Source organism: Streptomyces sp. NBC_01320 (assembly GCF_035974375.1).
Lineage (GTDB): Bacteria > Actinomycetota > Actinomycetes > Streptomycetales > Streptomycetaceae > Streptomyces > Streptomyces yanii.
This window is the reverse complement of record NZ_CP108390.1, coordinates 3,001,125-3,025,236: the sequence shown is the minus strand read 5'-3', so window position 1 is coordinate 3,025,236 and position 24,112 is coordinate 3,001,125. Positions and strand designations below refer to the sequence as shown.

Genomic DNA, 24,112 nt, shown 5'->3' with positions numbered 1-24,112 from the left:
GGTCATTCCGGGACGGGCGTGGATTCGGGGGTGTGGGCCGGTTCGGGCGGGGACCAGCGGCCTGCGGCGATCTCGGCGTCCAGGCGCGCCTGGAAGTGGGCGTGAGCGGCGCGCATTTCGGTCTCGCGGTCGGCTTTGTAGAAGGGGGCGGTGTAGCCGGCGGGGGGTGGGGTGGTGGTTGGGGAGGCGAGGTGGTCTAGGAGGGCGAGGTAGTCCTCCTTGGTCTGGCCGTGGCCGTAGGTGTTGAAGTCGGCTGCGATCTTACGTCCGTTGGCGTCGAAGTAGGTTGCCGACTCGTAGTCGTACAGCTGTGGGTAGCGGGACTTGAAGATCGCGACGAGTTGGTCGGCGGTGATGCCGAGCCAGAGGGCTACCAGTGCGTCGAGCTCTACGAGGGCGGCGCGGCGCTCGTGTTCGGCGCGGAGAGGGGTGGTGTATTCCCATATTGGCTTGAGACCGGCGGCGAGGGGCTTCAGGCGAGGCCAGTGAGGGTTGGCCCAGTTCTCGTAGCCTGCCCAGCGGGGGTCAAACAGCTCTGCCCAGAGGGGGGCATAGTGGCTGGTGAGGGCGTTTAGGCGAAGGGTGCGCAGGAGGAGGGCGGAAGCGAGGGGGTGGGTGGGGTCGGGGGCGGGCATCCTAGGAGCGTCGCCTCCCTGGAGATCGGAACGTCCAGTGATGCGCAGAAGATAGTCGATTGGAAGCGCTGCCCAGAAGCCAGCGGTGAGGGCGGTGCCTCGATTGTCGTTGAGCGCCGCAGTGATAACGGCGTTCACGTGGGCCGGGCCGGGTGGGATGAGGGCGGCCTGCAGGCTGCGGCTGGTGTTGAAGGGGATCATCCTTCGCCAGGCCAGCCGGAAGAACGTGGTGAACGGCTTTCCGAGCCAGGAGTCCTGGGCCGCGAGGTACGTCGCCTTGTCGGTGGCCCGCACATAGTTGGTCACGGGGACGCACGCCTCGGGCAGCGCTGTCGGCACGAGCAAGTCCCAGTCCCTATTGCTCCGGCAGGGGGTCCTCGGCTCCTTCGAAAAGGGAAGTGCCGATGCGAAGTGGGGCCCTTGGAGGACGACACTTTCGAGTTCAGGGACGGCCTGGTTGCCCCAACAGATCAGCCCGCTCTTCTTGGCGCCGGCTTCGTCGTATCCCCTTGAGATCATCGGATAGTAATCGGCCAGGCTGCTGCGATGGGCCGCCAGGGCCTCGATCGCTCCTTGCTCGCCCACGAGGACCGGATATAGCAGAGGTGTTTGTGCCGCTCCACCCGCTGAGCCCGTCAAGGCCTGCCAGCTGGCCAGCAGCGCAGTGTTCACGTGCACCACGCGATTGCGGTGCGGTCGGATGTCCCACGAGCCGTTGTGCTTGATGCCGGGCGCTGGCCCCCGTCCGTCGTGGATCAGCGAATCGGGGAGGACGTCGATGCCGCGGAGCTCGCTGACGTGCAGGAAATCAGGGTCCTGTGACGTGCCGTAAATGTGCATCCCGAATTGCTGAGCCCGGTCAAGGTCTTCAAATGCCCAGTTTGCTGAATTCACAAAGTGCGCGTGGACCCGGAGATGTTGGTATGCGGCAGCCCGGATGACACCCTCGCGTACGCCGCCGAAGTGTGTGTCCGGGTGGATCAGGCCCGCGCTGCCGTGCGGTGTGATGTTCTGCCATACACGAGCCATGAAGGCCCGGTAGAGGTCGGCCTGGGTACCGAGAAGGAGGGGGTACGCGACCGGGCTGCCCAGCACGGCGACGGCGCCCGCATGGGCGGCCAGCTCTTCCAGAAGGAAACCCTGGCCGTCCGCATGCGTGTCCAGCACGTCTTGCTTGCGAAGGCGCCACTCCGCCGCACTCGGCTTCTCTGCCAGCACGAACCACGGTTCTAGCTCCGCGAGAACCAAGTCCTCGTGCCACCGCGGCCGCACCCAAGGCGGGTTCCCCACCTGCAAGTCGTATCCACCCCGCGCAAATACCTGCGCGTACTCCAGCTCCCAGTGGAAGAACCCCTGTCGCGCCGCAACATCCCCCGCAACGGCCACCCACGGGAACCGATTCTCAAGCCAGTGGGCCCGGTCCATGCCCATCAGCTCGGGCAGCGCGTCCTCGTACGGCTCCAGCTCGTCCAGCGTGGCGAACGACGCCACCAGCGAGTCCGACGGGACCTCCTGTGTGCCCAGAAGCGACTCCGCAAAGTCCAGCCAGTCCTCCAGTGCCGCCAGCGGGATGACCGCCCGTCGCTGTTCCCGGATCTGTTCCTTCCGGCGGCCCGTGCTGCGTCGCCGCTCCACCGACTCCCGGGTCAGCTCCCGTGAGTCCGTGGTCTCGCCGAACAGGTCATCTGTCTCCCAGGACATGAGCACGCCCGACTCGTGGTCCGCCGTCACGCCCGCGACCTCGGCCGCCCGTGCGTACTGCTCACCCGACCCGTCCAGCAGCGCAGCCTCCTGCACCGGCCAGAACCACAGCGCGCACCACGTGTCCATGAGCGTCTTCAGCCGCCAGTACGGGGTGTCCACCGCCTCCAGGTCGTCCAACACCTTGTCTCGCTGCACCGCGACCTCCGGCGACCGCAGCCACCCTTCCTCCGCGCCCCACACATCGATCCGGCGCGAGATGTCCCGCTCCGAGATCTCCAGGCGGCGTACCACCAGCCCCCACAGGTACTCCGCCCGCCGGGCCAGGCCTTGCAGCCGGGCCGTCTGCTTCGCACTCGGGGACTTCGTGATCGCCTTCCGCCACGCGCCCAGTGCCTTCGCCGCCTCCGAGGCCAGCGCCTTGGCCTCCTTCTCGGCCGCGACCGCGCCCCACTCCTTCGCCGGCAGCAGGAAGTGGTGCACCGCACCCTCCGGAAGCTCCGCACCGGCCACCGCGTCCGCCAGCGGGAAGCGCTCCGGTGTCGTCCCCAGCCAGCCGCCCTTCTTCAGGCGCTCGGGGCCATACACCTCTCGACGCCCGCCGATCAGCGAGTTTCCCCGCCGCAGGTGCAGGCCGAACCACGGCGCCTCCATTCCGGGGTGCATCGTGTTCAGCCACAGCGACACCTCGGCCAGTTCCACGGCCGTCTCGTTGAGGTCGACGCCGTACGAGTTGTGCAGAGCGATGTACGCCTTCGCCTTCTGGAGCTCCTGCGCGTACTTCTCCGTATCGATCGCGACGCCCAACTCGTCCTGCCTGCGCCGCAGATACTCCGCCGCCACCTGGTTGATCGCCTCGTTGAGGAACGCGCCCGAGCCCAGGGCCGGTTCGCAGATCTTCCAGTCGAGCATCTCGCGGGCCGGGGTCACCGTGTCGTCCTGGTCCAGGCGATGCTGGAGCGCCAGCTGGACCGTGACCTTCGTCAGGGATTCCGGTGTGTAGTACGAGGCCGAGGTCTGGCGGTCGCGTCCCGAGAGGCGGTACACGAACGAGCCCGGCGCGTGCCGGACCCGCCGCTCCTCGCCGGTGTACTCGTCGCGCTCCCGGACGTACACCGAGTCCGCGTACTCGTCGGCACGCGACGACGGGACCAGCCAGGAGCCATCCTTCGGGTCGCCGTTCTTCGCGACCTCGTACAGCTCCTCGCCCGCGACGAAGCCGGTGTACGACATCAGGCCCTCGTAGACAGCGCCCAGCTGGTTGATGCCGAGCTGTGCGTACGAGATGAAGCCGCCGCGCTCCTTGCGCTTGCCGCGCGTCAGCATCAGCAGGCGCAGCACGCGGTACAGGGTGGCGTTGCGCAGGCGGGTGTCCAGGAAGCGGTCGCCGCCCGAAGCGCCGGCCTCGTCCGTGTCGTGGCGGGGGTCGCGGACGGCGCGTTCGCCGATCAGCTTGATGGATTCCTGCTCGAACAGCTTGGAGTGCAGCGGCTCGAAGCGCAGGCCGATGTCCTCGGAAGCCTTGTCGTCAGACGACGCCGCAGGTGCCCCGTGCGTGCGGCGCGGGCGGTAGCCCTCCTGGACCTTGCGGAAGAGCAGGTCCAGCGACTCGTACAGGTAGAAGCCGCGGCGGGACTTCTCATCCACCAGGTCCTGTTCCGCGACCAGGTCGCCGAGGCGGCCCAGGCCGTACCCCTGCTGGTACTCGGGGTAGTCGGAGGGCAGGATGCCGAGCTCGGGGCGGGCCTCCGCATACAGGAGGAAGAGGATGCGGTAGAGGAAGCGCAGCGACTCGCGGGTCAGTTGGCGGCCCAGCTCGGGGAGTTCCTTGACGTCCTCAGGGCGGACGCCCTGTTCGCGCAGGCGTTCAAGGACCTCGTTGGCGATCAGTTCGACGCTGATGCGCAGGCCGTCGCGGAGTTCGCTGGACACGCCCACCGCGTGCTTCGTCGACTTGTCCACCAGCCCGGCGAGCGGGTTCTCGCCCCCTTCCTCCGGTGTACGGAGCGAGTCGGCGCCGAACAGGGCCGCCACGGTGTCGAGTTCGCCGCCGGCCTTGACGTCGTTGCGTTCTAGGGCCGCGTCCAGGGATACCGCGAGGTACCGGCCCTCGCCCCATGCCGCACGGTCCGCGAGGACCACGACGCCGCCGACCAGCAGCAGGACGTAGCGGGGGGCGTCTTCGCAGGCGAAGAGGAACGAGGCGAGCTTGGAGCCCGTGGTCACCCGATGCTGACCGTCGAGCACCAGCTGGTCCAGCAGTCGGCCGGGGCCGTTCGGGTCCAGGGCGGCATCCGGTTCGGCGGACCAGCCGCAGTCCAGGGCGATCAGACCCTTCTCGGAGTGGGCGACCTGGACCTCGTACGACTGTTCCGCACGCTCGACGGTTACCGTGCCCGGCTTGGCGTCGAAGCCGAGGGCGCGCAGCACGTCCGCATTGAGGGTACGGACACGCTCGCGCCACTCCGGGGAGGCGTACGTGACGGCGTCGTCGTCACCCACCACCGTCTCAGCCTCCGTGGCGTCGCGCTCCTCCCCGAGGGCGAAGTACGAACGGGCCCGGAAGTACGGGCGGCGCAGGGTGCGGAGCCCCGCACGGGGTGTGACGGGCAGGGCATCGGGGGCGGAAACCGCCTCGACGCCCGATGCCTCGGCCGCTGCCTTCAGTGCCTCCGCCGCCTCGTCCTCGCGCTGCTTCCACTCGGCGAGCAGCCCGGACTTGAGGTCCTTGGGTAGAACCTCTGCCAGATAGTGCGCGGAGAAATAGTCACCGCGGTTGACCAGGGAGTCGTACGTCATGAGTCAGAACCTTCGCGGGAAGCAGGCGAGAGAGGGAAGCACAGGGGCGGCGTAGGCGGCAACACGGAGGCCGGAGCGGCTGGGGTCACGACGCCGCCGGGGCCAGGACGGCCAGCACCCGCAGCATCGGGCGGCCGGTGGTGAGCAGTGAGTCGGCCAGCGAGGCGAGCCGCTCCTTGGCGTGGTCGCCCGCGATGGACGCGCCGCCCTCCGCGAGCGTCCGCTGCTCCCAGTTGCCCAGGCGCAGCTTGTACTGCTCGATGGGGCCGCGCAGCGGCTCGTCCCAGGCCTCGCGGCGCTCCTCCAGGAACGCCTCCGCGGCCGACAGGATGTCCGGGACCGCCTCGCCCAGACGCCCGGTGTCGTGCGCCTGCATCGGGTTGGCCATCGATGGGCCGACCCCCGCGCGACGCAGCAGGGAAACCATGTCGTCGTCGACGGCGCCGTCGCTGGTGACGGCCATCCACTTGACGACGGTCGGGCGGCCGAGCGCGTTGGAGTAGATGCCCTGGACCAGGTACGTCGCCCGGTCCACGCCGGCTGTGATGACCGGGGCCTCCTGGCGGTTGAGCCGCACGAGGACCTTGTCGGTCAGCCACTCCACCACCGGGTGCAGTTCCGTGAGCAGTGAGATCTCCGGCCAGCTGGAGGTCGACGACTCTCGGGCGCGCTGGAGAGAGTGCTCGGCCAGGCGGCGGTTGAGCGTGACCAGGAGGCGTTCGCGGAGGCGCTGCTCGCGTACGTAATCCAGCGGGAGGGCCTTCATCCGGTGGATGAGGTCGGCGGGCGGCCGGAACGAGATCAGACCCGACTCCGGATCCATGGACAGGTCCAGACGGTCCTGCGCGTCCGGGAACACCTCGCGCAGCGCCTCGTCGAAGAACTCGCGGGTGGAGGTGAACAGGCGGGGCACATGCGCCTGCGGCACGCTCCCGCCTCCGTGTCTGCCGTCCGAATCCGCCGACGCCTCGTCGCCCACCGAACCGAAGAAGTCCGCCAGGAAGTCGTCCATGCCCGCGTCGTCGTCGGCGGAGGACGCGTTGTGGGCCGCGAGGGACTCGTCGACCGTGCGGCCGCGCAGCAGATCCTGGATGAGCGACTTCTCCTCGGCCTCTGCGCGGTAGAGACCGGACACCGCCTCCGCCGTGCCGAGTGCCCGGTGCGCCTCGTCCTCCCGCTCCAGCAGGCGCTCCGCGACGAGTGTGTCGTCCTTCGCGCCCTCGATCTCGGTGGTGAGGATCAGTGCCCGGAACTGGGGCTGGTACGCCTGCCCGTAGCGGTCGATACGGCCGTTGCGCTGCTCGATGCGGATCAGCGACCAGGGGACGTCGTAATGGATCAGCTGGTGGCACTGGCGGTGCAAGTTGACACCCTCGGACGCCACGTCACCGGTGAACAGCATGCGTACAGGGGTGTCGGCCAGGCCGAAGTCCTCCACGCACTGCATCTGCTGCTCGTCGGACAGTCCGCCGTGCATGACGCGGGCCGCCGCCTCGGACGCCTTGCCCGCGCGGAAGCCGAGCGCGGCCGGTACCACCGTGCGTAGCCACTCCAGGGTCTGCACGCGCTCGGAGAAGACGACGACCCGGGCGTCCGACTTCGGGCCGACACCGATCTCCCTCAACTGCTCGACGAGCGCGGCAAACTTCGCCGAGTCTGCCTCCGTCATGCCGGCCGCCAGCTCGCGTAGCCGGTGCAGGGCCGACAGCTCGGCCGCTGTGCCCTGGACGTCGTCCTTCTTCTCCAGGGTCTTGATGCGTGCCGCGACGGTTGCCTTCAGCGCCGCGTGCGAGGAGAGGAACGACTTGAGGAGCGTGTACGGGAAGAGGGGCACGTCGCTGACGGACTTGCGGCCGTCCGTCGGGAGCCAGACCTCGGCCAGCTCCTCGAAGATCTTCTCCTCCGCCGGGGTGGCGGAGCAGCGTACGGACTGCGAAGGACCGCGGTCCGCCCACTGGCCCTTCATCTGGTCGCGGACCTCGGGGCTGACCTTGGTACGTCGGATGAAGAGGTGCTCGATGTCCTCGGCACGGTAGTTCTCGGCGTCACGGATCGCCGCCGGGTCGAGGAGGGAGATCAGCTCCGCGAACGAGCGGGCGTTGCCGTTGTGCGGGGTCGCGGAGGCGAGGATCAGGGCGTCGGTGCGCGGGGCGAGGATCTGGGCGAGCTGGTTGCGCAGGGATCCCTTGTTGATGAGGTTGTGGGACTCGTCGATGACGACCGCGTCCCAGTTGATCCGCTCCAGATGGTGCTTGTACTGGTCGGTGTTCTTGAGGGTGTCGATGGAGACGATCACCCGCTTGAAGTACGTGAACGGGTTCCGTCCGGCCGGGATTTCGCGCTGGATGCGCTCGATGCCTACCGAGTCCAGGCGGATCAGCGGAATCGCGAACCGGGTCCACAGCTCGTGCTGGAACTGCTCCAGCACATGCTGCGGGGTGACGACGAGGATGCGTTCGCCGCGGCCCCGGCGGATCAACTCCGCCAGGGTCAGACCGATTTCGAGGGTCTTTCCGAGGCCGACGACGTCCGCGATGAGGAGGCGGGGGCGCAGGTTGCGGCCGGAGAGTGCGAGTTCGGCGGGGCGCTGTTGGTAGGGGAGCGAGTCCAGGAGGAACTGGTCGGCGAGGGCCAGGCCGCGCTCCGACTGGGGCAGCGCCGTTTTGCGGAGCACCGCTTCCAGGAAGAGGCGGGAGCGGCGGAAGTTCGGTGAGTCGTCGCGTACGAGCTTGGTGTCACGCGGGTCGATCAGCTCGACCCGGTCCAGCTCGGTGAAGAAGACCGCCTCCCGGTCGCGAACGAACTCCGAGGCGCCCACTGCCTCGATCCGGGCGCCGTCGTGCTCGGTGCGGGTGGTGGTCCGTACGAGCCACACCTCGTCGCGTACGAGGATCTGGGCGCCCGGTGGGTACTGGGCGTCCTTGTCGCTCGTCGTGACGGTGGTGCTCTGGTCGGCGGTCACCCGCTGCCTCCTGGATGGTGATGGTGGTGATGGCTGTGGTGCCGTGCTTGCGGTGCGGTGGTGCCTGTGGATGCCGCGCCGCCGTCGGTCAGAACGGGGTCTTCGCGGCGTAGGCCTTGCGCAGCTGCTCGGCTGTCCTGCGGGCCTGGGCCGAGTGGCGCAGGGTGCGGGGGGCGGGGGCGCGGCGGCGAGGTTCGGGGCGCTGGGGCGCGGGCTGCGGTTCCTTCGTGGTGGGGGTGGGTTCCACCCCCGTTTCTGGCAGCGCCGGCGGTTCCGGTGTGGACAGTGCGGGCTCGGCCGTCATCGTGCGGAGGTCCGCGAACGGCAGCGTCGGCGGCACGGTGGGTGCGGGCTCCGCGGTGACGTCCTGTGGTGCGGTCGCTGCCGTGTACGTGGTCAGCTTCCGGCGGGCCTGGGCGACCTTCATTCCCTGGGCCTCGATGACCGCGCGGCACTGGCTCACCACCTCGCTGAGCGAGGGGCGGTCCGACGGGTTCTGGGCGAGCATCGCCTCGAGCAGCGGGGTCAGTTCGGCGGGCAGACCGGTCAGGTCGGGGAGGGTGTTCGGGTCGGTCGTGAGGTGAAAGACCATGAAGGGGGTGGCCGCCTGGTACGGGTAGTGCTCGGTGGCCGCGTACAGGAGCACGGCGCCGAGCGCGTACACGTCCACCCCGCCGGTGAGCGGTTTGACGCCCGCGGCCTGTTCGGGGGCCATACATACCGGGGTGCCGACCACGTGGTTGGGCGCGGTCAGGGACACGTTCGACTCGGCGAAGACGGCCAGCCCGAAGTCGATGATCTTGGGGCCGTTGGGGCCGAGCAGGATGTTCGCGGGCTTGAGGTCGCGATGCAGCAGCCCCTGCGTGTGCACGGCGGCCAGCGCCTCGGCGAGTGTCGCACCGAGCGAGGCGACCAGGAGGGACGGCAGGGGGCCGTGCATCGTCACGTGCTTGCCCAGGTCGGGGCCGTCCACGTACTCCGTCGCCAGCCAGGGCTGCTCCGCCTCGGGGTCCGCGCCGAGGAAGGCCGCTATGCGCGGTCCCCATACGGTCTTGAGGACCTCGACCTCCTGCGCGAAGCGCAGTCGCGACTCGGAGTCCACCACCGTCGGTTTGATCACTTTCACCGCGGCCGGCTCGCCGCCCTGCGATTCGCCGAGGAAGACCTGCCCCATACCGCCGTGACCGATCCGTCCGAGCAGCTCGAACCCGCCGAGTTCCGCAGGGTCCTCGGGGCTGAGGGGTGTGGTCTGCACGTCGGTCCTCGGTCCTCGTCGTCGGCCGGCCCGTGTGGTCGTCGTGGCGGGCCCGATCAGGCGGATTGTCCTTATGTCCGCATGGATACGGTAATGGATCGGCGGGCGTGGGGAGCCCGATTCCGCAGGGCGGATCTGCCTGCAGGTCCTCCGGATCATGGTGTCGATTGTGAACTTAGTCAACCTCTCAGATCCGATTGATTTCGTTGTCCCTTCAGGGGTCGTGAAGGCCGATCCGCTGCTACGATCGCTCCGTGTACTCAGTTCACGCATCTTTTGATGCGCGTCGAGGTTCCCTTGGCTGTCGTCTGTGACTATGCCGAGAGCATGTCCCGCTGCGCAGGGTTGGGCGTAGCCTCGGATTATCACCGTCTGTGAGTGGGGTGTCACACGCATGGGGGAGAGCGTTTTGCGTGGGGAAGCGCTGCAGCCGGCAGCGGTCAGGAAGATCGTGGCACTGGTAGCGGAGTCACCACGAGGGCTGAGTCGGACGGAGATGCCCGATGCGATTCGCGCACGGTACCCGCAGTTACCCCAGGCCAGGCTCACCAAGCTCGTTGCTCAGGCGCTCGCAGCCGGGCTGATCCTGGAGTCGGACGGCCGGTACTCCGTACCCACCGAGCCTGTGGGTGTCGCCCCTGATGAGCAGGAGCCGACTCCTGGACGGACGGGTCTGCGAGCTGTCGCGATCGACCTGGAGAGTCTCGTACGAACGGTGCCTACGGAGCCGTACCTGGAACGACGGGTGTACCAAGCCGCAGCCAAACGCTTCGGTTCCGACCGGACATGAAGCGCGGCAGCCCCCTCCTGGGACAGGTATATATGCCTGCCCGGGCACGAGGACGACATCAGAGATGCGGCCGCACGGCAGCGCGTCATCGACAGTGGCGTGGAACCGGAGATCGTGTGGTCGGAGCTCGCGGCCTATGTCGCGGGCGCCGACCTCGTCGTCGCGTACAACGGGAGCGGACTGGACTTTCCGCTGGTGCGTGATGCGGCGGCGCGCGCCGGATGCGACGACCCGCTCGCCGGGACGATGCTCGTCGACGCGCTGTATCTGGCCCATGCCGTGTGGCCCGCCGCGAGCTCCCACAGGCTTCACACGCTTGCCGCAGCCGAAGGCGTCCCGATGGCCGGCCTGCGAGAACATTCCGCACAGGACGACGTCGAACTCCTGGTTCGGTTGCTCGCACGCGCGGGGGAGGAGACCGCCGGGTGGGATGCGGACCTGGCGGAACTGGTGGCGGCTGTCTGCGCCGATTCGCCGGGCTGGCGGCTGCTGGGTGAGCTCGCCGGAAGGGAAGCACCGGAGCGCGAAGGCGAAGCGTGGGATCAGCAGCGTGTGGCCCGGCTGCTCGGCACGCAGTTGGCAGACCACTCACCCCGGCGGGCCTCAGGAGACGCGAGCCGGGGACGGGCTGCCATCACGGTCCCCGATGAGCTGCGCGGCGCCGACGGAAGAGTTGACCCAGCTGCTCTGGCCGCCGTTGTCCACGGAGTGAAGGCGGAGCCCCGCCCTGCCCAGCAGCGCATGGCGACCGCCCTCCACAGCTGGGTCGATCAAGGCCTCTCCGGGCTCCTCGAAGCACCTACAGGCACCGGCAAGAGTTACGCGGTGCTGGCCGCCGCCCTGGACTGGCTCGCCGCAGGGGACGGACGCACCGCTGTCATCGCCACGTTCACCAAACAGTTGCAGAGCCAGATGGCCCGCGATCTCAAGGACCTCGAACGCGCGCTGCCCGGCATCCTCCAGGTCGCCGACCTGGTGAAAGGACAGACGGGCCGGCTGTCGCTGGCATCGCTCACGGCACTGCTTGCCGAGGCCACCCGCGTCAGCGCTGCCGCACGGAGCCGAACGCGCTTCGTGGACCAGCCCCGGTTCCGGGAACTCGCCGTCTACGTGCTGCTGCGCCTCAGATCCTCCACCCAAGCACCCCAGTCTTGGATTGCCCGGTCCGTCGACCCGGTCGACCTGCCCGCCTTCTTCGTCGACTACGCGGGGCGCGCCCTGCCGCTGTGGCTGGAAACGCTGTCCCAGCGGGACGGCGACTACCGACAGGGGGCCGAAACGCCTCTGGCCCCGCACACCGACACGGTGCGTGAGGCCATCGCAGGTCATCGCCTCGTCCTGGCCAACCACGCACTCGCGCTCAGTCACCTCGACGATGTCCGTGCCCTGGGCCAGGACACCCTGCTAGTGATCGACGAAGCACACGAACTGGAGAACGCGGCCACCTCCGCCCTCACCGTCACTGTCGACTACCAGGACGTGGAAGATCTGCTCTCCGAAGGCAGGGCGTGGGTCTCCGGAGCCCGAGAGGGAGGCGCCCGCGACCAGGCGGCCGGTGCCCTGAGCCGGCTGGACGACCTGCTCGACGACGAGCGGCTGCCCCGGCTCGCGGCCCGTGCCTTTGACGCACGGGCCAAGGGCGTCGGGGTCCGCGTGGGCAGTCGTACGGCCGTGCTCGCAAGCCCGTACGCCGGTACGTCCGGCAGCCGCGAAGCGAGCGAAATCCAGCGCTTCCTTGTCCGGATCTCCCGGTCCACCGGCGCGGTCGCCGCTTCGCTCGGCCGATACGCAGCTGAACACGCCCCAGCACTCGACGTCTTCGTACGTGAGCGTGTGCTCGGCTTTGCCCGCCGCGCCGACGACATCACTACGGCTCTCGACCGCCTCACCGCCGACATCGACGCACTGCTGAATCCCGCCCTCACCCTTGAAGGGACGGAGGCGGACACCGTTCCGTCCCGGGTGGTGTACCTGGAGGAACTCGCCGAACCCGAGCCCGGGCTGCGTGCCTACCGGTTCCGTGCCGCATCCAGCCCCATCGATCTGCCCGTAGACCCGGAGTGGCGCCGCTACCTGGACTCCTTCACCGAGTCCACTATGTCTCGGCGACCCTGCGCGTGGCGGGACGGTGGACCTTCCTGCGGGAACGCCTCGGACTGGCTGAGACCCTGCCCACGCTTGCGCTGCCCTCCCCGTTCGACCTGGCGCGTCAGGCAGAGCTGGTCTGCTTCACCGACTTTCCGTCCTGGGCGGAGCAGGAGGAGGGGGCCATGCGTACGGTGGCCCACCAGCTGGCGGGATACGCGCAGGAGATGACCCGCGCCCGGCCGGACGGCAACGGGCACGACGGCGGCGCGATGGTGCTGACGACCGCCCGCGCCACAGCCGCCGGCATCGGTGATGAACTGCAGAGGGAGCTGCGCGCCCGGGCCGTGACCGCTCCCGTCGTCGGAGCCCTGCCGCTGGGCAACGGACGCGCCGTGTCCGAGTTCTGCGACCCGGGGGAGGGCGGCGGCTTCCTGGTGGGCACGAAGGGACTCTGGCAGGGCGTCGACATCGCCGACGAGAACCGGCTCCGGCTGGTATGGATCAACAAGCTGCCCTTCGCCCCCTTTGCCGCGCCGGTCGTCGAAGCCCGACGGGCCGCCGTACGGGAACGCGCCGAGGAAGCCGGCCATCCCGACCCGGACGGCGCCGCGACCGAGGGCTACTACCTACCGCTCGCCGCAATTCAACTGCGCCAGGCAGTGGGTCGGCTCATCCGCTCCGACCGCCACCGCGGTGCCGTCATCATCAGCGACCGAAAGCTCGGCGGGCACACCGGCCTGCGTCGCGCCTACCGGAAGGCCTTTCTCGGAAGCCTCGACGAGGGGCTGCTGCGACCCGACCCCGTCACCGGCGAGACCGGCCGGGGAAACGTCACGACGATGGCCGAAGGCTGGCGGCGCATCTGGGAGTTCATGGCTGGAGAACGCCTAGTCACGGAAGAACGGGCCGCCGAACTCTGCACGGACGACGCCCTCGAACGCCACACGGTGCTGCCGCAGACCCGGCGCATCCGAGAACTCGCACTCACCCCGCAGGAGACGGAGAAGCTGCGCGCCGACGGGCGTCTCGTCGACGAGGTACTGGAAAGGTCCGCGCTCATCGGCGGTCTGCTCCGGCTCTCCGACGACCCCGTCGAGCTGAAGGCTGCCCAACGCGTCGTCATCGGAGCAGCGGCTGAAGGCCGCAATGTCCTCGGGCTGCTCCCCACGGGCTTCGGCAAGAGCTACACCTTTCAGCTCCCCGCGCTCGTCCTGCCCGGCACCACACTCGTTGTCAGTCCGCTTGTCGCGCTCATGCACGATCAGGCCCTCGAGCTCAACCGTTCCATCGGAGGGGCCGTACGCGCGTTGATCTCTCCGTTGCGGGAGTCCAGCAGCCGCGCCGGGAAGACCGAGGTGGCCGACCAGCTCCAAGGCCGTCACGACCACGGCATCCGGCTGGTGTACGTCAGCCCGGAACGCCTGTGTCAGCGCCGCTTCCGTGAACTCGTAAGACAAGCCGTCGCGGAAGGCCGGGTGACCCGCATCGCGGTCGACGAGGCGCACACCATGGCCCAGTGGGAGGACTTCAGACCCAGCATGCGGCGCGTGGGACGGTTCCTGGCCGAACTCCGCGAGGAATACGGGCTGCCGGTCACCGCCGTCACCGCCACCGCGAACCGCTCCGTACATGCCGCCCTGCGCGAGGGCCTGTTCGGGCTGACGCCCGAGCCGCCCGCCGCCGGGTCGGACGAGGAACGTGCCGAGGCCGCGAGCCCCGGCGCGAGGGAAGGGCTCGTTACCGTACGGGAGAACCCGATCCGACCCGAACTGGCAGTCTTCCGGCGCTCGTTGAACCAGCCGGGACCTGGAGGTGTTGCGGGGCTCGCCGAGCGCGTCGTGGACGCCCTCGACGGGCATTCCATCCTGTACTGCCTCACGGTCAAGGAGGTGAACGCGCTGCACGCACATCTGCGGGAGTACGCGGGTGACGCGGGCGCGCGGGTCCTGCGGTTCCACGGACGACTCACCGAGGCCGAGAAAGCGGCTGTCATGATCGAGTTCCGGGAGGCGCCCCAACAGGGCGAAGAAGGGTTCGTGCCGCTCGTCGTCGTTGCCACGTCGGCCTTCGGACTCGGTGTCAACCGCCCGGACGTCCGCACCGTCTTCTGTGTCTCACCACCCACAGACCTTGCCGCGCTCTACCAGCAGATCGGCCGCGCCGGGCGGGACGCTGCCGGTCGAGGCACAGATGGCGACGGCCCGGTGAACGCGGCCTTCGCACTGGCGACGAGCCGAGGACTGCGCACCGTTCGGTTCATGACGGGCCAGGATCTGCCCGCGACAACGCTGCGCCGCATGGGGCAGGAGGTGCTCGGCCGACGGGGCACCCTGGACGCTGCCACAGTGGCGGAAACGCTCATGGCCGAAGATGTGGGCGCAGGCCGCCTGGACGCGGACGAGCTCCGCAACAGCCACACCACAGACCGGTATCGCACCGGGGTCATGCGCGCGTTCAGCGCCCTCGCGGACCTCGGTACTGTCACGGACCTTGGCGACTACCCGCCGCTGTGCGCGGTCAGTCCGGGAGAGCTGGTCCGACCGATCCAGGTCGAATCCTCCGGCGCGGGCGACGTTCCGGACCGGGAAGTCGTCGAGGCGGTGCTCGCCATGCCGGACCTGCGACGGCTCCGCGTCGACGAAGCCCACAGCTGTCTCGTCGAGCGGATCGTCGGCTACCGGGATCTTGCCGACGGCCCCGCCGGAACCTGGGAAATCCTGGCAGACCTGCACGACCGGGGGCTCCTCGACGTCTCCGCGGCGCCCAGCCGCCGCCTCGTCACGGGACTCACTGTCCGCCAACGGCACCTGCCCGGCGGCTTCCTGCCTCTGCTCGCGCGGCGCACCGCCCGCGCCTCCGACGAATTCGCCCTGCTCAAGGACTTCTTCGAGGACACGACGGCCTGCGCACAGCGCAAGTTCGCCGACTACTTCGGTGTTCCGGAGCTTCCCGACGGCTGCTGCACCACCGCACGCTGCCGATGCTCGGCCTGCTGGACCAGCCCCGACTGGCCGGCTCATGAGCGCCGGCCCGCCGTTGCCCACGCCTTCGAAAGCACGGCTCCGCGCACCGGAGGCGGAGCGGACACGGCGCTGCGTGCCCAGCGCCTGGACAACCAGGCATATCGGCTCACCCGCCTCATGCCGCACGGGATTCACCCGCGCACCCTGTGGCATGCACTGCGCGGTGACGAAACGTCATACCACGCGCAACGCAGACAACAGGTTTCGTTGCCCAGACCACTGCGTGAAAGCCGTCATTTCGGAGGACGCGCCGACCTCTCGTACGCCGAAGTCGAGAAGAGCCTGCTCCGCCTTGCCGAGGCGGGCGCGATGAGCGAGGGCGACGACGGCCGGTGGCACGCCGGGCGAAGCAGCCCGACGACCGAATCGATGGCACCGCAGCAACGGCTGCGGGAAGCGCGACGGAGGGGAGACAACGCATGACTACCGCCCGCATGGCCCCTGACCAAGTCTGGCGGCCCTACTCGGACGACCCCTTGCTGACGCCCGCCATGGCACAGGGGTACGAAACTGTTCCCCCGGCGGAGCTGGCCACGCTGCGCCGCTACCTGGAAGCACTTGTCGCCGTTCGCCGCGCGCCCATCCACGCCTCGGTGGCTTTCAACGCGGCCTACTTCGGCTACGAGCTCGGAGGCGAGGGATACGGTGCCAGCCCACTGGACCTCGATGCCTTCCCCCGCGTCACTCTCGGAGAACGTGTACCGGCCCTTCCCGTGGGTGCCATGGTTCACATCACCACTGGCTCCCAGCCGCTGTTTGCCGAGATCGTCTACAAGGAGGGCCGGCACCCGGCGATCGGCCCGCTAGGCGACGCTCCGGGGTGGGTCTCCGGTGCTCCTGCGGGCGCTGAGGGCCCCGGCCAGGTGTGTTCGCACGACACCCCCGTGCGCCGCGAACTGCTCGTCCCGGACCCGCACGCGTTCGGTGACGCGCTGAGCCTGACTCCGGCCCAGCTCACCCGGCTCCGGGGGCACCAGCGCTGGATGAACCGGGACGGGCACGTGCTGGTCGACTCCGTATACCCGTCCAAGCAGGCGGCGGAATCCGACGACGCCAGTGCCTACGCCGACTATCTGCTCACCACGGCGAGGGACCAGCTCCTCAGCCCTGTAGTGCCGGTCTCTCTCAACCTCCTTGCCGGGGGACAGGATGACCGGCGCCTGCACAGCACACTGGTGCAGCTGCTCAATGTGATCCGACAGGTGCTCGTATCGAGCGACGCACTCCGCATGTGGGGCCCGTACGCGATGACTTGCGACGCACTCGCGGAGCGCTGGCGCGACAGCGGACCACTGGGCGGGGGCGACATGAGTGCGCTCGCCGCTGCCATGCAGCACGCGGCCAAACCGGAGAAGAAGCGGCGCTACGGGATGCCCACCCACACGGTCCACACCGCAGTCGGGCCGAGTCTGCGGAACTTCCCCGGAGCCGGAGATCAGCTCACAGGGGTGGGATACGCGGCCGCGGTGTGCCGGGCGAACCTGGCCCTCGGCGACGTGATTCGCGGGGAGAGCGCGAACGGACTCTTCGCGACCGGCACCCGGGTCAGCCTCGACGACGCCTTCGAAGGCGGAGGCATCTGGCGCTCCCACTACCCGGGCGACACAGATGACGACGACCCACTCGTACCGACAGGACTCGGCTGGCTCGAGACCACGAGACCGTCAGCCGCGCAGGTAGCACCTGTCGTCCCGCAGGACGATCTCGCACCGGAAGCGGCCGAGGAACTTCCTGCCGAACCGATCGACGCTCCGCTCGAGGACGAACACGATCTCGGCACCGGGCAGCTGCTGCGGATCGCCGACAGCGAGGTTGCGTGGCGAATGACACTGAGGCTTGCCCACATCATCGACGGCTACCTCCCCCTGCGCACCCTCGTGGCTGACGAGCTGCGCGACCTCATCGGTGCCGAGGTCGCGCTGCGCCTGGAACTCTCCCATCCCGGAGGCGAGCTGGACGATTCCGAGGCAGTCCAGGACACCCCTGTAGACCTCGAGGACGGAACCGCACGTCTGCTGAATGTCGACTGGCCCATCGACTTCTTCCCCGGGCTCGAACTTCACCTGCAGTGGCCGCGTGGCGGCCGCGTCATCCGCGCCACCACCACGCTGCTCGAGACGCCCGTCGTGGTCGACGACAGGATGATCGAACACCGCTACGACCCGGCAGTCCTCACCCGTGAGGACCCGCCCGGTAGTTCCCGGACGAGTAACTCGGCGGCCGGTCTCGACCCGCGTCGGCTGGTCATGCGGACCGTGCGCCGATGCGGGCTGCTCACCCCCGACGGGCACGCGCTCCTCGACCGTTCGGTCCTGCCTACAGCTGCGTACGGGCAGACGCCTGCGGCCGACCAGATCGACGCTCTCCTGAAGGCCGTGGACGAACTTCTCTCCCTCGGACGGCTGCAATCAGCGATCGGCAGCCGCGGCGCCGACGGCCGGCCTCGCTATCCGGCACATCCGGAGGAGACAGAGATCCCACTCATCGAGTACACCCCGGCTCCGGCACCGCGCCCACTGCCTCGGCAGGGCGGCGCCGATCAGACACGGCAGTCGGCGCCCATCGCCCTGCAGTACGTCCCGGGGCATCTGCGACGGCTGCTGCCGGGCAGCTGCCCGAGTGATCTCCAGCGTGCAGCGTTCCGCGAGCACTGCCGACGGCTCGGCAAGGCGGGCAGCTGGGAATTGCCACACGGATACACCTTCGTCATCCAACACACCAGGGGCACCTGACCGGGCACCGCGCCCTTCAGGCCGTCACCACAGGAACATTCCGGAACGGAGATCGAATGCACGATCAGTACAAGGTCAAGGCGGAGCCGCCGCTGTCTCCGCCCGGCACGCCGGTTGTCTTGCTGGGGGAGTTGGCCGCTGCGCTGAACACGCTGGGCAGGCCAACCGTCGACACCCTGAACGCCGTCACGGTCGACATGATCGAACTCGCCTTCAACTCTGTCACGTCGAGACAGCGCCAGGACCTGCTGCGCGGCCTCGGGATTCGGCTGGCGGCACCCAGACGAGCCAGCAAGTCACTGTGCCGCGATGTACTCAACCGGCTGAGGCGTGAAGCGAGGGAGCGCGACTGCGTGTGCTCCGTCCGCGGGCTGACAGTACGGGTGATGGCCGACACGATGACCCTCGCGCAGTCGGCACCCGTAGATGAGGCCGTCATGGACCCCATTGCCCGATGGGGTGAGACCCTGGTCAGTCTCGCCGTCTTCGCATGGTGCGACGCATCCGCAGCCGATGCCAGGCTGCTCGTGTGGATGGCCGACCACAACTGGCTCGGCATCGAAGGCTCCGTCGAAGCGCTCGACGCCGTACGCGAGGTCGCCGTACGAGTGGTCGAGGCCACGCCGGACCTGCACGATGGTCCAGTCGAAGCGGAGTCTCCGGGCGCTCGGCCATCGACTACGCATCCACAGACTGAATCAGTTGCTGAGGCACCTTCGCAGTACGCATCGCAGGAGGTGCCGACGCCGGACGGCGCCGGTGGCGTTCCGCAGATCATCCCGGATCCGTGGAGCGCGTACGAGGCGCTGGAAGCTCTCGTGCAGGATGCGCTTACGGCGGCGCATCGCATCGGCGAGACGCTGGGGGGCGGGTACCCCCCTGACGAGAGCGATCTGAGGTTGTTGTCCGCTGTCGACCCGGCTTTCACCCAGGTCCAGGAAGCCTTGGCAGTAGTCGGCCTGGGACCGGTGCCCGGCCGGCTGGAGGATCTGGCCCGATCGGCCGAGTCCCATCGGACCACGCGCGACGAGGAGCAGGCAGCCCGTGGGCGTCTGACCGGGCTGCTCACCGTCAGCTGTGACGGTGCAAGTCCCGCGAAGTCCGCCTTGGACGCCGCACAGTCCGTGGCAGCGCACCTGTTGGAGCAACCTGCGTGGGACGAGCCGGAGCGTCGTCAGGGTGAGGCGCTCAGCGCGTTGTTCGAGATCGTCGAGCTGCGTGAACGTTGTGACGCCCTGGCACAGATCGCCACCAGGCAGAGGCTGATCGGGCAGACTCTGCCCGAATGCGCCATGGCTGCCCTCATGCACAACGACCTGTCGCTCCCGACACAGGTAGACAGCGATCCGACCGTGGACGATCCGGCTAAGGACCACGCGCCGCAGTCCTTCCCCGAGCCCGTGGCGGGATCAGCGGAGCGCGAGAGCCGTACAGTTTCTGCCCCGATTCCGGCTCCGCGGAAGAGCGCGGCTGAGGAGTCGGATCCCCTGGCCCTCATTCCGGCAGCAGCCGCCAGCCCTGTCGATCCGGCCGCTGCCGAAGGCGCGGTTCACGCCACCGCCGGCATGGGAAGCAGCAGGGCCGACGGACACACAACCCCGGTCACAGCGGGCTCACCCAGCGACGCCGTTACGCGCGTGCCCGACCCCGACACCGCTGCTGAACGCGCCATTGCCAGGCTTGTCTCCGAAGAGCGCTTCGGCCTCGCTGCACACCTCTCGCAGGCTGTCGAGCGCTCGGAGGGAGAGGCGGCCGCATTGCGCCTGGCCGCCGCCGCAGCCGTGCTTCGTCCCGGCTCGGCCAGCGGTGCCCGGACAATGGGAGCGGCACTCCAGGAGTGGGACGCTCTCGGTTCGCGTGACGTGGAGGGAGCAGAGCTGATCCTGTTGCCCGCGCTCCTGCGCGCCGCACTCATCACGGGCGAACACGCCGCCGGTGCCCAGCTGAAGGCACTGGCTCCGCGGCTGTCCGAGGGACTTGCGCCGGTCGCCATCGCGGTGGCGGACCGGGCGCTCAACAGCGCCCTTCTGATCGCATCTCCGATGACCGTCCTCGCAGATGTATCGGACTCCGAGGCAGGGCTGCGTGACATCACCGAGCAGTGCGGAGCCCTGCTCAAGCCGCAGCGTCTGCGCTACAACCGGGCCACCCACATCGCCAAGCGCTGGCTGGCTGCGGACGGGATGCTCGGAGGGCTGCTCCTCGCCATAGTCAATGGCGATCCTGGGGCCCTCGATGCAGCACGCGAAACCGTTGGACGGCTGAGTCGTCTCTCCGAGATTCATACGGAGATCGATGTGCTGGATCGTGAGCTCCGTGGCCCTGGCGGACGCCCCCTGCAAGGTTCCGGCAGACAGGATCTCGTGCATGTGGTCGAGCGCGTCGTGGACTGTGCGAAGGCGTGGCTGGACACCACCGAGGTGCTGAGGCGCGGCGGCACAGTCGACAACGACTGGGCCGTTCGGGAGATCTCCGCGCTGCGGAAGACGGTTCTCGGCCGGCGCGACAGAGCGCTTGCGGACCTCGAGACGATGGCGAAGCAGCCGAGCCCAATCCTCGCCGCCGCGGCCCGGGCCGCGCAGGTGTCCCTTTGCGGCCTCTTCGATGAACTGGAACACGGCGCCGCGCCGCTGCCCGGCATGGAGACGGAGCCGCGACGTCTGATTGACGCGGAACTGCTCAAAATTCCGGGCCTGCATGGGGAGAAGCTCTCTGCGCGCGATCTGTACGCGGCAGTTGACCGGACCTGGTCGGAGGCGTTGGACCTCCAGACGCAAGGTGATGGCTTTGACGCTGCGTACGGCATCCTCGATCTCTTCGAGCGCGGGGCACTGCCCGGCGCCGCTTCGGAGAGCCTCCCGGCAGGCACCCGTAAGCGAGTTCAGGACTTGGAAGTGCGTCGCCGGTCCGAGCTTTCCGCACGACACGATGAGCTCGCTGCTGAACTCCGGCGAGCCCAGGCCGACGGAGCGGTTGCCGATGATCAGGACGTAAAGCTCCAGGAACTGCTGGCGGACGCCCACCCCCTCGCGGAGGACGGAACGGCACGTGAACTGGGCGTCGTACGAGAGATTCTCGACCGGGTCGCGAAGCTGTTGCCCCGGTATCGTGAAGAGGCGACCGATCGTCTGCGGTCACGGCTCGATGCCCTCCCGGACCTCATCGATGAGGAACGGGCGCAGGTTCTGCGCCACCTCGACACAGGCGGCCTTGCAACTGCCGCGGACCTGGTCTACTTCTTGGAACTCGGTGAGCCCGTACCCGAGATCGAAGCTGAGGACTCGCATCTTGAGGACTTCTTCCCGGCAGTCCCGGCCGGACTACCCACTGGCATCACTACCGAACTGATCAAGGCCGTGCGCAGCCGCGGGCGCCTCCCCCACCTGCCGGTGCTCGACTACGCGCACCTTTCGGTGGAGGAGGCCACACGAGCTGCCGACGCTCTTGCCCGCTGGCGAGAGTTGTCGACCATCGATCCGAAGGAGCGGCAGAACATCAATGTGCGGGTAAATCTCCTGCCCGCCCTGTCCCTCCTCGGCTACGAAGCGCGGCGCGCACGTCCCCTGGACGACCTCCCGCGCAGCAATGAGTACCGGTTCGCCGACGTGCTCGAAATCCAGATCAACGGACGAGCCTGGGCGCCGGCATTCGGCACCAGAATCCTTGACCAGGGCGGCACTCTGCGTGTTCTGATGCTCTGGGGCAGCCCTTCGGCCCAATTGCTGCTGAGTAGAGCGGCCAAGGAGCCCAGCGGGGAGAGCCTGCTGGTCGCCTACTTCGGCACGCTCACCCGCGAGGCGCGTGCAGAACTTGCGGCAGCTTCGGCCGACCGGGCCCCCTTGATGGTCGTGGACGACGCGTCCCTCGCCTATCTGGCGGCCAGGGGCAACCGCCAGGTGAGCGTGGCGACCGAGACCTTGCTGCCCTTCTCCGGTGTCAATCCGTACATCAAGGAGAAGCGCGGCCGGATCGGCCGGGAGATGTTCTACGGGCGCGACGCCGAACGTAAGGGCATCATCGACCCGTACGGGACGCAGATCATCTTCGGCGGCCGGGGACTGGGGAAGTCGGCCCTGCTCAACGACGCCGGCGAGCGGTTCGCCGAACAGCAGCCGGGCCATCACCACCCCGTGTACCTCAACCTGGACCATCACAACATCGGTAAGGGCAACGCGCTGGGTGCAGAGACGATCTGGAATGTGCTGGATCGGGAACTGACCAGACAGGAGGTGCTCCCGCCGCAGCGACGGAAGGGACGAGGCAATGACTCGTACGAGCGGGTGCGCTCGGGCGTGAATGGCTGGCTGGCCGAGGACCGCCGCCGACGGCTGCTGATCCTTATGGATGAGTGTGACCGCTTCTTCGAGGCCGACACTCCGCACTGCACTCAGACCAGGCGGCTCAAGGGGCTCTGCGAGGAGACCCCCGGCCGGATGAAGGTCGTATTCGCTGGGCTGCACTCCGTACAGCGGTTCACCAGGCTCGCGCGCAACGGACCGTTCAGCCACCTCGCGCAGACGCCGACTGTCGTCGGACCGCTCGCCCCGCAATTCGCTGCAGATCTGCTTGCTCTGCCGCTCAGGGCACTGGGATTCGAGTTCGCAGATGTGGACCTGGTAAACCGGGCACTCGGATATTGCTCGTATCAGCCCTTCCTGCTGCAGATGTTCGGCAGCAGGCTGGTGGAGGTCATGCAGCGGAGGCGGGCTCGAGGCGAGGGCGCCGGTCCTCCCTACGCCATCGAGGCGGCAGACTTGGAAGCGGTGGAGTCCGACCCCTCGTTGCGTGCGGACATCACCGCAGCGTTTAAGGACACCCTCACCCTCGACGACCGGTACAACGTCATCGCCAACGTGCTGGCCAGGCACGCCCGCGATCACGGCCTGGAGATGCGACTGAGTGATGCAGAGCTGCGCGACGAGTGCACCAGTTGGTGGCGAGCCGGCTTCGAGCATCTCGACAGCGAAGGATTTCGTGCCTACCTCCAAGAGATGGTCGGGCTCGGAGTCCTGGCGCCCAACCATGATGGTCGCGGCTGGCATCTACGGGGTCCCAACGCCCTGCGGATGATCGGCACGGCTCAGGACGTCGAGGCTCAGCTGTTGCGTGCGGAGACCGACTGCGCGCTTGAGGAGACCGTGGTCCTGGAGGGGCGACCCGAACTCTCCGGCGGTCGGTCGGCCCCGCTGACGGTCACGCAGGTCGACGACTTGTTGGGTGATCGAGTCAACCAGACCCGCATAGTCCTCGGCACACTCGCTACTTGTGTCGACAATGTCACCGATACGCTGCGGGACGTCACCGGGCGGGTGAAGGACTGGCAGATGCCCACGATCGGGCGGCTCAGCGTCTTCCGGCAAGAACTGACGGCCGGACATCCGGGAGACCGTCGCCTCATCGTCAGTGATCTCGCCGGTCGTGCAGTAAACGAGGAAAGCTGTATGGAGTCGCTGGATCTCGCTTTGACCATTCTTCCGGACCGACCGGGTGTCACCAGAGCTGTTGTCCTGGTTGCCGGAACGGGGCAGCTCGGTCTCTGGCGCAAGCTTCTGCTGGATCCGGACACCGCCGCTTCTGCTGCGGTGGTGCTGCGCCGCCACGACAGACGCGGCCTCAAGTCCTGGTCCATGCGCAGCGAGATGTTCGACACCGAAGACCGGTTGTCCGGGCTGATGGATGCCACTGGAGGATGGCCCCTGCTGTTGGACAGAGTCGTGGAGGCGCAGGCCAAGTGTCATGACCAGGACCAGGCATTGCGTCGAGTCACTGATGAACTGAAGCAGAAGGGATACGCAGCCGACCTTGTGGACGCTGTTGGGCTCACTGTCGACCCACTGATCGCGGCGGGATACCGCACAGCAATCAAAGAATTCGGTGACGGTTGGTTCAACGACGAGGACTTGGTCACCGCAATTGAACTCGAAGGCATGGAAGAGCGGGAGGCGCTTTGGGTTGCCGCCTGCTTGCAGGCTTTCCAGGTCTTCGACCGGCAAGGTTCACGTCTTAGGCTGGAGCGGGTCGTGCACGACTGTTGGCTGCGAAGCGCCTAGCGATTACCGGAAGTCTGGGTGCCTATCCGACAGCTCAGGTACCCAGAACGGTGATCTCGATCGGTGACTGGCATCCC

The 24,112-nt window shown here is 68.3% G+C and carries 8 protein-coding genes; 5 read left to right on the top strand and 3 right to left on the bottom strand.

Annotated features, from left to right (window positions below; translation table 11 throughout):
• Positions 1-2: 2 nt before the first annotated feature.
• From OG395_RS14070 to OG395_RS14060, 3 genes are all read right to left on the bottom strand, one after another.
• Positions 3-5,135: a class I SAM-dependent DNA methyltransferase gene (locus OG395_RS14070; protein ID WP_327243232.1), complete on the bottom strand. Its 5,133-nt coding sequence runs from the start codon at positions 5,133-5,135 to the stop codon at positions 3-5.
• Between the two features lie 85 nt (positions 5,136-5,220).
• Entirely contained in the window at positions 5,221-8,097 is a 2,877-nt protein-coding gene (locus tag OG395_RS14065) for a DEAD/DEAH box helicase (protein WP_327243231.1), read from the bottom strand.
• Positions 8,098-8,185: 88 nt separating this feature from the next.
• Positions 8,186-9,352, bottom strand: a complete 1,167-nt coding sequence (locus tag OG395_RS14060) for a serine/threonine-protein kinase (RefSeq protein WP_327243230.1) — start codon at positions 9,350-9,352, stop codon at positions 8,186-8,188.
• A 496-nt stretch (positions 9,353-9,848) separates the two neighbouring features.
• Here OG395_RS14060 and OG395_RS14055 point away from each other — a divergent pair, with 496 nt between their 5' ends.
• The 5 genes from OG395_RS14055 to OG395_RS14035 all read left to right on the top strand — a co-directional run bounded on the left by OG395_RS14055 (position 9,849) and on the right by OG395_RS14035 (position 24,035).
• Positions 9,849-10,142 (top strand): hypothetical protein, encoded by a 294-nt coding sequence (locus tag OG395_RS14055; RefSeq protein WP_327243229.1) that lies wholly within the window; start codon positions 9,849-9,851, stop codon positions 10,140-10,142.
• A gap of 99 nt (positions 10,143-10,241) precedes the next feature.
• Positions 10,242-12,458 (top strand): DEAD/DEAH box helicase, encoded by a 2,217-nt coding sequence (locus OG395_RS14050; protein WP_327243228.1) that lies wholly within the window; start codon positions 10,242-10,244, stop codon positions 12,456-12,458.
• Entirely contained in the window at positions 12,413-15,676 is a 3,264-nt protein-coding gene (locus tag OG395_RS14045; RefSeq protein WP_327249332.1) for a helicase C-terminal domain-containing protein, read from the top strand. The genes OG395_RS14050 and OG395_RS14045 overlap by 46 nt, the downstream gene beginning before the upstream one ends.
• A complete protein-coding gene (locus tag OG395_RS14040; protein ID WP_327243227.1) occupies positions 15,673-17,985 on the top strand; it encodes a hypothetical protein in 2,313 nt (770 codons plus the stop codon). Before OG395_RS14045 ends, OG395_RS14040 begins: the two co-directional genes overlap by 4 nt.
• Before the next feature lie 56 nt (positions 17,986-18,041).
• A complete protein-coding gene (locus OG395_RS14035) occupies positions 18,042-24,035 on the top strand; it encodes a hypothetical protein (RefSeq protein WP_327243226.1) in 5,994 nt (1,997 codons plus the stop codon).
• Positions 24,036-24,112: the final 77 nt, after the last annotated feature.